At 44.5% G+C, this 11,878-nt stretch carries 15 protein-coding genes and 8 tRNA genes; 4 read left to right on the top strand and 19 right to left on the bottom strand.

The window, feature by feature from the left end:
- Positions 1-161 precede the first annotated feature (161 nt).
- The 10 genes from AC0VYE_RS26875 to AC0VYE_RS26920 form a co-directional block, all read right to left on the bottom strand.
- Positions 162-246, bottom strand: a tRNA-Leu gene (locus AC0VYE_RS26875).
- A 49-nt stretch (positions 247-295) separates the two neighbouring features.
- A tRNA-Lys gene (locus AC0VYE_RS26880) sits at positions 296-371 on the bottom strand.
- Between the two features lie 49 nt (positions 372-420).
- A tRNA-Glu gene (locus AC0VYE_RS26885) sits at positions 421-495 on the bottom strand.
- Positions 496-605: 110 nt separating this feature from the next.
- Entirely contained in the window at positions 606-923 is a 318-nt protein-coding gene (locus AC0VYE_RS26890) for a hypothetical protein (protein ID WP_076267429.1), read from the bottom strand.
- Between the two features lie 180 nt (positions 924-1,103).
- A tRNA-Leu gene (locus tag AC0VYE_RS26895) sits at positions 1,104-1,188 on the bottom strand.
- A gap of 49 nt (positions 1,189-1,237) precedes the next feature.
- Positions 1,238-1,313 (bottom strand) — tRNA-Lys (locus tag AC0VYE_RS26900).
- A gap of 57 nt (positions 1,314-1,370) precedes the next feature.
- Positions 1,371-1,445: transfer RNA gene (locus AC0VYE_RS26905), tRNA-Glu, on the bottom strand.
- Between the two features lie 105 nt (positions 1,446-1,550).
- Positions 1,551-1,641, bottom strand: a tRNA-Ser gene (locus tag AC0VYE_RS26910).
- Positions 1,642-1,646: 5 nt separating this feature from the next.
- Positions 1,647-1,722, bottom strand: a tRNA-Asn gene (locus tag AC0VYE_RS26915).
- A 27-nt stretch (positions 1,723-1,749) separates the two neighbouring features.
- A complete protein-coding gene (locus tag AC0VYE_RS26920; protein WP_475443605.1) occupies positions 1,750-2,229 on the bottom strand; it encodes a SprT family protein in 480 nt (159 codons plus the stop codon).
- Positions 2,230-2,360: 131 nt separating this feature from the next.
- On the opposite strand from AC0VYE_RS26920, the gene AC0VYE_RS26925 reads away from it, so the two are divergent.
- Together AC0VYE_RS26925 and cmpA are read left to right on the top strand one after the other, a co-directional pair.
- Complete coding sequence (locus tag AC0VYE_RS26925; RefSeq protein ID WP_076271831.1) at positions 2,361-2,723, top strand: hydrolase/acyltransferase; 363 nt, start codon at positions 2,361-2,363, stop codon at positions 2,721-2,723.
- Between the two features lie 80 nt (positions 2,724-2,803).
- The gene (gene cmpA, locus AC0VYE_RS26930; protein WP_144376923.1) at positions 2,804-2,956 is read left to right on the top strand and encodes a cortex morphogenetic protein CmpA; all 153 of its coding nucleotides are present in this window, start codon (positions 2,804-2,806) and stop codon (positions 2,954-2,956) included.
- Between the two features lie 185 nt (positions 2,957-3,141).
- Here the strand turns inward: cmpA and AC0VYE_RS26935 are convergent, their stop codons facing one another.
- From AC0VYE_RS26935 to uptA, 6 genes are all read right to left on the bottom strand, one after another.
- Complete coding sequence (locus AC0VYE_RS26935; RefSeq protein WP_076271830.1) at positions 3,142-3,813, bottom strand: nitroreductase family protein; 672 nt, start codon at positions 3,811-3,813, stop codon at positions 3,142-3,144.
- 179 nt (positions 3,814-3,992) lie between these two features.
- Positions 3,993-4,439: an RrF2 family transcriptional regulator gene (locus tag AC0VYE_RS26940; RefSeq protein ID WP_475443608.1), complete on the bottom strand. Its 447-nt coding sequence runs from the start codon at positions 4,437-4,439 to the stop codon at positions 3,993-3,995.
- A 103-nt stretch (positions 4,440-4,542) separates the two neighbouring features.
- Positions 4,543-6,801, bottom strand: coding sequence for a Tex family protein (locus AC0VYE_RS26945; RefSeq protein ID WP_475443609.1), 2,259 nt, complete (start codon positions 6,799-6,801; stop codon positions 4,543-4,545).
- A gap of 23 nt (positions 6,802-6,824) precedes the next feature.
- Positions 6,825-7,478 (bottom strand): MBL fold metallo-hydrolase, encoded by a 654-nt coding sequence (locus AC0VYE_RS26950; protein ID WP_076271835.1) that lies wholly within the window; start codon positions 7,476-7,478, stop codon positions 6,825-6,827.
- A gap of 18 nt (positions 7,479-7,496) precedes the next feature.
- Positions 7,497-8,063 (bottom strand): thioredoxin family protein, encoded by a 567-nt coding sequence (locus AC0VYE_RS26955; protein WP_076271827.1) that lies wholly within the window; start codon positions 8,061-8,063, stop codon positions 7,497-7,499.
- Positions 8,064-8,129: 66 nt separating this feature from the next.
- Positions 8,130-8,738, bottom strand: a complete 609-nt coding sequence (gene uptA / locus AC0VYE_RS26960) for an undecaprenyl phosphate transporter UptA (RefSeq protein ID WP_076271826.1) — start codon at positions 8,736-8,738, stop codon at positions 8,130-8,132.
- A 167-nt stretch (positions 8,739-8,905) separates the two neighbouring features.
- Here uptA and AC0VYE_RS26965 point away from each other — a divergent pair, with 167 nt between their 5' ends.
- Both AC0VYE_RS26965 and AC0VYE_RS26970 read left to right on the top strand, forming a co-directional pair.
- Positions 8,906-9,352: a cupredoxin domain-containing protein gene (locus tag AC0VYE_RS26965; RefSeq protein WP_441876396.1), complete on the top strand. Its 447-nt coding sequence runs from the start codon at positions 8,906-8,908 to the stop codon at positions 9,350-9,352.
- 75 nt (positions 9,353-9,427) lie between these two features.
- The gene (locus tag AC0VYE_RS26970) at positions 9,428-9,739 is read left to right on the top strand and encodes a dehydrogenase (protein ID WP_076271824.1); all 312 of its coding nucleotides are present in this window, start codon (positions 9,428-9,430) and stop codon (positions 9,737-9,739) included.
- 95 nt (positions 9,740-9,834) lie between these two features.
- Here AC0VYE_RS26970 and AC0VYE_RS26975 read toward each other — a convergent pair whose 3' ends face one another.
- The 3 genes from AC0VYE_RS26975 to cls all read right to left on the bottom strand — a co-directional run bounded on the left by AC0VYE_RS26975 (position 9,835) and on the right by cls (position 11,795).
- A complete protein-coding gene (locus AC0VYE_RS26975) occupies positions 9,835-10,017 on the bottom strand; it encodes an H-type small acid-soluble spore protein (RefSeq protein ID WP_475443613.1) in 183 nt (60 codons plus the stop codon).
- A 40-nt stretch (positions 10,018-10,057) separates the two neighbouring features.
- The gene (locus AC0VYE_RS26980; RefSeq protein ID WP_076271822.1) at positions 10,058-10,240 is read right to left on the bottom strand and encodes a hypothetical protein; all 183 of its coding nucleotides are present in this window, start codon (positions 10,238-10,240) and stop codon (positions 10,058-10,060) included.
- Between the two features lie 130 nt (positions 10,241-10,370).
- The gene (gene cls, locus AC0VYE_RS26985) at positions 10,371-11,795 is read right to left on the bottom strand and encodes a cardiolipin synthase (RefSeq protein ID WP_475443614.1); all 1,425 of its coding nucleotides are present in this window, start codon (positions 11,793-11,795) and stop codon (positions 10,371-10,373) included.
- Positions 11,796-11,878: the final 83 nt, after the last annotated feature.

Consider the following 11,878-nt stretch of genomic DNA (forward strand, 5'->3'; position numbering starts at 1 on the left):
ACCCCCACTTCGCTAAATATATAACGGTCTAACTATATAATCAACCATTCCAACCTCTAGTATTCCCATTTTTTCAATATAACCATAAGTAGGATATCTTTTTTTGGTTAGAACACACAAAAAAACGGCTCTATCACTAGAGCCGTACGATTTATATACTTTGGTGCGGTAGACAGGATTTGAACCTGCACGTCCATGGGACACTACCCCCTCAAGATAGCGTGTCTGCCGTTCCACCACTACCGCACATTGTAAATTGTACGATCCTTCCCTCACATCTTCTTGATCAAGAAAATGGTGAGCCATGAAGGACTCGAACCTTCGACACCCTGATTAAAAGTCAGGTGCTCTACCAACTGAGCTAATGGCTCTCGTGTGATTGCAACGAGCTCCATAGAGCTGGTACACTTTGAGGATTAATGGTGACCCGTAGGGGACTCGAACCCCTGTTACCTCCGTGAAAGGGAGGTGTCTTAACCACTTGACCAACGGGCCGTCTGGAACTAAGAGAACAAATATGCTTGAGACAACAAAAATGATTATATCAGCTTATCATCAGAAGTTCAAGCATTTTTTCTCAAGTTTTTTAAAATATAATTTTAGCCTTACGATTCAATCGTTTCAGCCTTAAATACATTGTCTAACTTGTCTTCAGGCGTAAGTCTTTTCTTAAGCGGCACCTTAACGTCTCTTCCCAATTCTTTGAAGAAGGTTTCAACGTCACATTCGATTTTGTCCACAAATACGGATAATTTGCCTCTTTCAATAATCGCTTCATTGCCTTCTGCTGGTACAGTTACTTCGATTGAGTATTTTTTCATTAAGGTATTGCTGTACCGTGCGAAAATCTCAAGCAATTCCTCGTTGTTAAATTTGCTAATCGCTGCTTGTCCCTTGTTCGTAAAGTTTAAGTTTATTTTCATGTTTACAGCTCCTCATCTCTAATGATGCATCTGTTTTCACGGCTCGAGCAACTTATAACGAAAAAACCACTCTCTAGTCAGATTTATGATCTGAATATAAAGTGGCATCATCTATCAGAAAAGTGCATGCAAAATGACACCTTCTAAGTTCACCTATATACATCGGCAAAGAGTAAGTTATGGTGCGGTAGACAGGATTTGAACCTGCACGTCCATGGGACACTACCCCCTCAAGATAGCGTGTCTGCCGTTCCACCACTACCGCACATTTATAAGTCGAACGTTCATCGCTCGCATCTTCTTAATCAAGAAAATGGTGAGCCATGAAGGACTCGAACCTTCGACACCCTGATTAAAAGTCAGGTGCTCTACCAACTGAGCTAATGGCTCTCGCTGTAATTGTAAACGAGCTCCGAAGAGCTAGTACATTTTTTTTGTGTGAATAATTGGTGACCCGTAGGGGACTCGAACCCCTGTTACCTCCGTGAAAGGGAGGTGTCTTAACCACTTGACCAACGGGCCATACAGAACACTTCAAATGAGATTTCCACGATGCTGCAACCACTGTGGCAAATAAAAAAGACCGGATGAACGGTCTTCCCGTTGCAAACACTTGTGAGAAAAATGTGGCGGAGAGAGAGGGATTCGAACCCTCGCACCACTTACGCAGTCTAACCCCTTAGCAGAGGGTCCCCTTGAGCCACTTGGGTATCTCTCCAAATCTGGCTCCCCGAACAGGACTCGAACCTGTGACAACTCGATTAACAGTCGAGTGCTCTACCAACTGAGCTATCAGGGAAAAGTAAAAGTGACAAGTAATAATATATCATGTACTACTTTGATTGTCAATCACTTTTAACACTAATTTTCCGCGACATTTTCCACAAGCGTATTTAGCCGGATCAATCTTCCTTTTGCGCAGATACTCCATCCCGCATTTGGTACAAACAAGCTTGTACCGAAATGGCTGCTGCTTACGCTGCGAGCGTTCAGGCAACGACTGACAATAGCGTGAGCCGCCTACCTTAGCCAGCAGCTGTTTGAATTCAATATCACGATGCTGGTATCCCCGCTTCAATATATGCAAGTGATAATGGCAAAGCTCATGCTTAATAATTTTCTCTGTTTCTTCATGCCCGAAAGCCGAAAGCTGATGAGGACTGATCTCAATATTATGGGACCTTGTAAAGTAGCGTCCTCCTGTTGCTTTAAGTCGGCTGTTGAATGTAGCTTGATGTAAAAACGGACGATTAAAAAAGGTTATCGAAATATGCTCAACCCATTGCTGAAGCGCCTCATTATTCATTCATTATTCTCCCCCAACTACTTGAATTTTAAAGCTGGCATAGGCTACACTGTCAAGTAGGAATTATTAAATGTGCAGAAAATTTACAGTATATGTACGGTAACAAACTAAAGGGGAGATCAATAATTATTATGGCAACTATGCGCTACGTCCTATTGAAACAAAATGACATCATCTTTTTCGTGGAAATGCCTGAATCGCACGCTTATCAGCTAAGCGCGCTTAACCTCCGGCTTCATAAAGAAATTGACAAGCTAACGGCAGAGCATGTTCCAGTATTGCCTTATGCTGTAGCAGAGTGCAACGATGTTGAGCTTCATGATACTTCCATTAAAATCATCTCAGGCCTGGATTACATTAACAGCCTTGAGAAGGATTTTGCCGGCGTACAAGAGAAGTCCTATCCGCTTATTTCGCTTCTAACAGAAATTCGCGCCCTGCAAGCTCAGCTTGAACAGTGGTACGAAGAGTATGAAGAAGAACAGAGTATATAGGTAGGACCTGCACGGACACACGCCCTTCCCCATATTGTAGTATTACAACAAGTTAGGCCTGGGGAAGGAGTACGATAGGTATGCCACAGTGGCTGTGCAATCAAATGATGCGTGCATTTCAAAAAAAAGACCGCAGACAAATTAAGCTGCTTAATGACTGCTGGTATTTTTACCGCAACAAACAAGGTTCAAAGGAAGATGGCACCGGAACCGAATTCACCGAATTTCAGTAATGAATCACTGCCCAACCACATAACCGTATACGGCTGCTGCCATACTCTTAAGGGATTAGCTCGTTTAAACGGTGAATTAATGCAGAATGTAAAGGCGAACTCCTAATTACTTATCGTTAGAATAACAAAAGCGACCCCCATTATCTGAGGGTCGCTTTTTTTGTTATTGTTTGGTTATCGATAAATTAAAATTTATTAAAAAATGTAACATCATCAACCGATAGACGAGTCGTTTCACGGCCTTCTACTGCTGCTTTGCCGATTGGAAGCATCAATGTCGGCAAATAACGATCTGAAATATTAAACAGTTCCATCACTTGATCACGGTTATATCCGCCCATAGGAACGGAATCATACCCTTTAGCACGAGCTGTCAGCATAAGCTGCATCGCCACTAGGCCTGTGTCAAATACAACGATTTCTTTCAAGCGCTCTGCTGGCAAAGCTGAGTACATTTTCGTAGAATTCGCAATAAAGTTGTTGCCCACTTCTTCAGTCATGAAACCTGCTTCAATCGCAGATCCATAAATTTTTTCGGACAACGTGTACATTTCCAAATCAGCAAGAACAATAACAATGGCTGATGCAGCAGCTACCTGCTTTTGGTTAAATGCGATTGGAAGCAGCTTTTGCTTCAGTTCAGGATCAGTTACAACGAGAAAACGCCAAGGCTGCATATTCGATGAAGATGGCGCTTTGATCGCAGTTGCAAGAATGTCTCTGATTTCTTCCTCAGAAATTACTGCACTGCTGTCGTATTCACGTACAGAACGACGGCTATTTAAAACATCAAAGAAAGTTGCATTCAATTGTTCATTCGTTTGAGTTTCTTGTGAATTGCTTTGAGTTGTTGTCATATGGTTCCCTCCAAAGGAAAATTTTTTATCTGTGCAAGATTCTACTCAGTTAATCTCGCGAATATACTGTGCTTCGTACGGCACAGTTAATGAAAGATAAACTGTAACATTTATATACACAGTATAGGTCGTGTCGATACTTTTGTCAATCGACTAACTTTAGTAAATTTAATTACTTTTTAAGAAGAATTAGGCAATGTTTTTTGAGCAAGCTGCGCAATTGTAGACTGCTGCAGTGTTTCGATCGTATTTTGTTCAATCTCATTTGCAATATCCATGAATGCTGATTTCATATTCAATCCAGCATCATGCAGGCTGATTGTATCCAGCATGCCACTGCAGAGAGGTTCTCCTACTTTGAGAGCAATGTACACCTCAGCGAGCGATATCGCCTCTGGAGGGCGTTTCAGCCTATAACCTCCATCACGGCCTTCTCTTGTTTCAATCAACTGCCCAGCAGCCAGCTTAGCCAGCACTTTCCGCAATTGTGTTGCTTCCGAGTTCAAGCAGCCTGCAATAGCCGCACTTGGATAACATTCTGATTTGTGCGATAAAATAACGAGTGCCTGCAAAGCGAGTCCAAACCATTTTGAATGGGTCGATCCGCTTACCTTTTCTGTCTTCATAGTCATCTCACTCCTTTTGTAGGGTAGTAGGCGATGCCCATGCACTTGTTAAATTATAAAGGGCTTGCCTCCTAACAGGCAAGCCCTTTATATATGGAAACCGTTAGTTAGGCTTGCGCATCGTCAAGCTTACTCGGCCTTTTTTCGAATCGACACTAAGCACCCATACCGTCACCGTATCACCGACAGATACAACATCCATCGGACGTTTAACGAATTTATCGCTAAGCTGTGAAATATGAACGAGTCCATCATTTTTGATGCCGATATCGACAAAAGCACCAAAATCGATGACATTCCGCACCGTCCCGTGAAGCTCCATTCCTGGAGCCAGATCCTCGATATTCAGTACATCAGTATGGAAAATCGGAGGAGGAAGCTCTTCACGCGGGTCGCGACCCGGACGAAGCAAGCTATCCATGATGTCCCGCAAAGTTGGTACGCCCACGCCAAGCGTTGGTGCGATACGATCTGCGTCTAGCTCCGCAAGCTTCGTTCTTAGCTCTTCTGAGCCTAACTGCTTAAGGCTAAGGCCCATCTCACTAAACAGCTTGTCTACAACATCATAAGACTCCGGATGAATCGGCGTGCTGTCTAGAGGATTGACTGGTTCAGCAATTCTCAAGAAACCAATACATTGCTCATAAGATTTTGCGCCAAGACGCGGTACCTTCTGCAGCTGGTTTCGTTTAATGAAGCGTCCGTTTTCATCACGGTATTTCACGATATTTTTAGCGATCGTAGCATTAATGCCTGCCACGTAGGACAACAAAGATGCTGATGCTGTGTTCACATCGACGCCAACATGGTTAACTGCCGATTCAACTACACCGCCAAGCGTCTCATCAAGGCGCTTCTGACTAACGTCATGCTGATATTGTCCAACTCCGATTGCTTTAGGCTCGATTTTGACGAGCTCTGCAAGCGGGTCTTGCAATCTGCGGGCAATCGACACTGCGCTGCGCTCTGCGACGTCTAGCGCCGGAAACTCCTCCTGAGCGAGCTTAGAGGCCGAATAAACGCTTGCGCCTGCTTCGTTGACAATTATGTACTTAAGCTCAGCACCACCCGCTCCGGTCGCTTTGCGCTTGCCTATTAAGTCAGCAATAAATTGCTCCGTCTCACGTGAGGCTGTTCCATTGCCTATGACGATCAATTCTACTTTGTATTTATCAATTAAACCATTGATAAGCTTCTCAGCTTCAGCCACTTTGTTGTTCGGAGGAGTGGGATAGGATACCGCGACCTCCAGCAGCTTGCCAATATCATCAATGACTGCTAGTTTGCACCCGGTACGGAAAGCCGGATCAACTCCAAGCACGATATTGCCGCGAACAGGCGGCTGAAGCAGCAGATTGCGCAAGTTTTCAGAGAAAATGGAGATGGCATGCTCCTCTGCCTTTTCTGTCAGCTCGCCACGAACTTCACGCTCAATGGATGGCGAGATAAGACGCTTATACGAGTCTTCAATAACCGATATAAGCACATCGCGTACAGATTGCGCAGTCCCGTTTCTAAGCAGCTTTCTCTGGATATGCTCATGAATGCGTTCCGTAGGAACATCAAAGGCAACACGCAGCACATCCTCGCGTTCAGCACGATTAATCGCAAGAACACGATGTGGAGGAAGTTTTCGAACCGGCTCCTGATAGCTGTAATACATTTCGTATACCGTTTCCTCAGCAGCATTTTTTGCTTCTGTCTTGATTAGCGCTTGATCAAATGTAAATTTGCGAACCCAAGCGCGAATAGATGCATCATCGGCAATATTTTCGGCAATGATGTCCGAAGCTCCATTTAAAGCATCCTGAGCGGTCGGTACACCTTTTTCCTCGTTCACATAACGAGCAGCTTCAACAAGCGGGTCTCCGCTGCGCGGCTGTGACCACAGCCATTCTGACAGTGGCTCCAGTCCTCTTTCCTTCGCGACGCTCGCACGAGTCTTACGCTTTTGCCGATATGGCCGGTATAGATCTTCTATCTCTTGCAGCTTAACCGATTGGGTAATCGAAGTACGCAGCTCTTCAGTCAGCTTGCCTTGCTCATCAATTAGACGAATAACCTCACGCTTGCGCTCTTCCAGGTTCCGCATATATTGCAGCTTCTCTTCGATTGCTCTTAGATCATTCTCATCCAGCTCACCCGTCATCTCTTTGCGATAACGCGCGATAAATGGAATGGTGTTGCCCTCATCGAGCAAGCCTACTGCAGATTTCACTTTTGTTACCGGGATCGATAACTGTGCAGCTATTCCAGTAATAATTCGCTGACTTTCGGCAGCTTTCTGTTCCACTGTCAATTTCGATTTTCCCGCATTTTCTTCTACATCATCTGTAAAATGCTGTACCTTTGTATCCGCCAAACGTCATGCCCCTTCCTCATGCTTCATGCACCCGTATATGGGTTGTTCGCCATTTCAAAACCAATCGTCGTACGTCCGCCATGTCCTGGATATACAATGACTTCTGGGTTTAGTTTGTACAGCTTCAAGCGAATGGAGTCATATAAATCACGTTCACGTCCGCCTGGCAGGTCCGTTCGGCCAACTGACATTTTGAATAGCACATCGCCTGAGAACAGATGGTTGCCGTGCAGGAAGCTTACGCTGCCGGGAGAATGCCCCGGTGTATGCATGACTCGGAAAGATAATCCAAGCAGCGATAAGGTTTGACCTTCCGCGAGCGCATATTCAGCGGGGTCCGTTGAGAGCGGAGGCGTTACATCCTGCCATCTCATTGAACCATTTTTACGCGGATCCGTTAGCCAGTCTGCCTCCAAGTCATGGATGTACACAGGACAGTCAGCGAGCTTTCGCACTTCATCCACGCCGCCCATATGATCGAAATGAGCGTGAGTCAATAAAATTGCCTCCACCTTCACACCTTTAAGGCGCTCGATCAGCTTGCGCGGATTCATTCCTGGATCAATCACGATGCCGCGTTCCTGCCCCTCTTCACCACTTGCCGTTGCAGGCTCCTTCACCGTAATGAGATAAGCATTCGTTTGCAGGGGACCTAATGTAAAAGTTTCAATCTTCATATTCTCACTCATATTCGTTTAAAATGACTCCAACAAATTGCGGAGCTCTTTCACAATAACGGATTGATATGCAGTTCCTTCTCCATAACGACGGCCAATTTCCTGTCTTGTAATCGCCAGCTTCTCTTGATAGTCGGCTGCTTCACGGTCTGGATTTTCTTTTTTGAACGCGAGCATTGCTTCCTGAACATGAGTAGGACGCGGTCCCCACTTGCCTAGCACTGCTCCGCCTGTATCCGCAACAATAACGACAGGAACAGAACGGCCGCCAAGTGTCAAAAATTGATCCATCGTGTCGAGATGCTCTTCCATAATGAGCACGTCAATCGGAACGCCGCTGTTCTCTAGCGCTTTGAATACAACAGGAATGTTGCGTACAACATCGCCACACCAATCAGCCATCAGGATCAATACACGAAGATCATCACGATTGTTAAGCGATTCAAAATATTCCTTGTCGCTTTCGTCAGTCCAAACGAACTTTTCCGACCAATCCAAAAACTGCTCTTTATTTTTGGTCATGCCGTCAATAAATTGTTGCGGGCTAATCCCTTTGCCCAGTTTATCTGCAATGCTTTTGCTCATATGAATCCCTCTTTCGTCTATTTAATGGATGCTCATCAGAAAAAAAATGCAAGGTTGACTGTTCTATTATACCGATTTGCGGCGTGAGCGTACAAATTTGAAAAGGACATAAATAATAAGCAGTGCAATTGCGATAAGAATAGCAGGCTGTACATAAGGCGCAGCTTTCTCATCGATTTTGTCCCAGTTCTCGCCAAGCGATTTGCCCAGATAAATAAACAATATAGACCATGGAAGCGATGCAAGTGCAGTCAGCAATGTAAATAATCCAAAATTCATCCTTGCCATACCGGCTGGAATGGAAATAACCTGTCTCATTACTGGGACAAAACGTGCAGTGAACACGATGCCTACGCCATACTTGTTAAACCAATTTTCAGAAATATCTACATGTTTTTGTTTGATCTTTATATATTTACCGTATTTCTCGACGATTGGCCGTCCGCCATATCTGCCAATCCAATATAAAATCCAGTTTTGCCCAATTGCTCCTAACGTACCGAACAACACTGCCCCCCAGAAGGAAATATCCCCTTTGTATACGAGATAACCTCCAAAGCCGAGCACAATTTCACTTGGTATAACTTCAATTAATAGTCCGATCAAAATACCAAAGTACCCTAGACTCTCTACCCATTGCAATACATTGTCCAATACTTCATGAATAAAATCCATTCCTGTTCTCAATCCGCCTTCCTGCATAAAATATGGCTTTCACTTGCTTTTACTGCGCTGAAGCTATTCTAACATACGATACAGACAACCTTCCACTTTTGTCATGTGCTGACAAGCCCCTGCATAGACTAGCCTTAAATGATACGAATGGATGAGGTGAGCGTTTCATGTCAAAGGTCTTTATTGTAAGTAAACGACAAATTCAACTGTTTATTGTAGTTGCAGTCCTTATCGTATTCACCGGCGTTTACTTAAGCTGGGACAGATCAAAAGAGGTAGATGGACAACCGTCAGAGCCGCGAATTTTCCAGATTGTTACGGTTGAATACAAGTCACAAACCGCTGACGGCAAAGAGCATGAAATGTATCGCTGGGATCCGGGTCAAATTGTTGTCCAAAAGGATGAACTAACTGAGCTGCATATTAGTGGTGTAAGTGGGGCAAGCCATCCCTTTGTCATTGAAGGGCTTGGCATTAAGGGAGAAGTGCTAAAAGGCAAAACGACGGTTGTACGATTCACTGCCAAAAAAGAGGGGACTTATCCTATTTTATGCTTGACCCATACTGATATGCGCCACGGCGGACCAATGGTTGGTTATATCACAGTAGATTAGCAGGCAAACAGCTGTAACGAGTGACCTCCTTCTCTCCGGGCGCATACATATGGGGTAGAGAGGAGTCGGTCTATAATGAAAGCTAACGCGCCAAAACATACAGCCGGCTTACCGACTGCGCGTAAAATTCGCAGAGCCTGCAGCAACGAGCTATACCGCACCGTGAAGCGCATGAAAGTTTGGGTATCCAAAGAGAAAATCGAGCAAGCTGAAAAACTTTATTTTAAAAAGGTTATTGTCAACCTGATCTGGGTTCACGAAAATAAAGACAATCGGAAGGTCCAATGCGACTGGTGGGAAGAGAATGTCAGCGCTGAAATTGCCGAGTTATGGGAAGTCGATCGAAACCAGCTTTGTATCGCGTTTAGAGAAGCTTTTGGCGGTTAAGATGGTTATTGGGTAAACAAAAAAAGAGGCTTTCCCATTTATTATTGGGATTGCCTCTTTTTCTGTACAGCTGCTTGTTGCTTAGCTTGTAACGATTAACTTTCTTCCTTCAATCGGTCACAGGATACCGTTTTTGTGTTCACAGGATTGTTGCCGACCATAACGGTCGCCATCCCATTCGCCTCGTCGACATTTTCAATCCAGACCGAATCCTCATCCAGATTAACTTTAACTGTCTGTTCAGATTCGTATATTTGCTTCGCGCGTGCTACGTCCATACTGTCTCCCCTCCTTTTTTATAAATTCATCGAACTATTGCTATCTGGATTCACGTTCCATCGTATCTGTTGTTGATTCGTCAATAAGGCCGTTTTGCAGCGTTACATTGCCGCCGCCCAATCCTTCATTTACCATCCTGTCGATATCCATAAAATAATCCTCTCGACCCTCATGCTTCGGATCTGCCGCCTCTTGTTTTTGCTCGTCGTTAGTATCTGTCATAGTTACACCCTCCCATTTGTTTTGGCGAATACGTATACCGTGTAGGCCCGATTTCGCATTCGCGGCGGTAATAACATGGTTTATCCACCTTCGAAAAATATGCCCGAAAACGCAGTCAAGCATGCATCGTTCACAGCAGCGGCGATAACATGCGCAGTAATGCTTCTGCTGCCTTTTGTCGATTCGGTCGATTCATAAAGGTCTTTTTGTCCAATTCTCGGCTATGCTTCATATCCTCCATAAAATCCGTTTCCAGCTTCTTAATCGTCCCTTCGTCAAAAAGCACTGCGTTCAGCTCAAAATTACTTAGCAAGCTGCGCATATCAACATTTGCTGTTCCAACAGTGGCCAGCATATGATCTACAATCATCACCTTCGAGTGAATAAATCCTTTCTCATAACGATAAACCTTCACTCCCGCATCCAGCATCTCTTGCATATAGGATAGTGTGGCAAGCAGCACGAGCTTGGAGTCTGCAATGCCCGGTATAATCAACCTCACATCTACCCCGCTGAGTGCTGCCGTTCTGAGACCCATAAGCAGGCTGGAATCAGGTATAAAATAAGGCGTCGTTATATATATCCTCGTCAAAGCCGCTGTTATCGCAGCAAACATGACCTCGTCGATCTTATGAGCATGCTGTCCTGGTTTACTTGAGACCATCAGCACCCTTTCATTTCCTAGGCAATGATGCTGCGTCATATACGCTTTACCATCCAGCTCTTCTTTTGCCGCGAAGGCCCAGTCGTTCATGAACAGCTCCTGCAGGTAATATACGGAGTCCCCTTTCAGACGCAAATGAGTATCCCTCCAGAAGCCCAGCTTCGGATCCTTTCCTAAGTATTCATCACCGATATTGATACCACCGATAAATCCTACGGTCCCATCTACTACAACGATTTTGCGATGATTGCGATAATTTAATTTTCTGTCAAAAAAGGCGATACGCGGCGGTAAAAAGCAGCTTGTCCGAACTCCTGCAAGGTGAAGCTCTTCGATATACTTATCACTTAAATGCAGGCTTCCTATCCCATCATATACGACTCGGACCTGGACTCCTTCTCTCGCCTTACTCGTTAACACCTGCAAAAAACGTTGGCCAATTTCATCATCTCTAATCGTGTAATAATCCATATGTATATGATGGGTCGCTCGCCTCAGCTCTCTCAATATCTCCTCGTATGTGTCATCACCGTTATTCAGAACGAATGCTTCATTATTACGGGTAATCGGAAACGGAGCTAAGCCGGTAAGCATGGCAAACAGCTTCTTTTGTGTCTCAACCTGCTCATTTTCCATATCCGCTGCCTCTGTAACCTGCTGGGATAATTGATTCGCATAGCGTATATTCTCCTGCTTAAATCGTTCCAAACGCCTGCGTCTGACAAAGTCTTTCCCAAGCATGATATAGGCTATAAAGCCTATGAACGGGAACATAAATGTAATGAGAAGCCATGCAGTCAACTGTGCTTGACGACGATGCTCCATCACAAATACCGCAGCGAGCTGAATAATATATACGATTAATATTGCCGACAGCCAAATGAACCCCATAGTTAAAATAACACCTCGTTTTCTCCTTACCGTACATAGTCTTACAAGTCCCTCTAGTTTGAACGCATGCTTACATACCTATT

The organism is Pristimantibacillus sp. Z349TD_6, assembly GCF_056173205.1.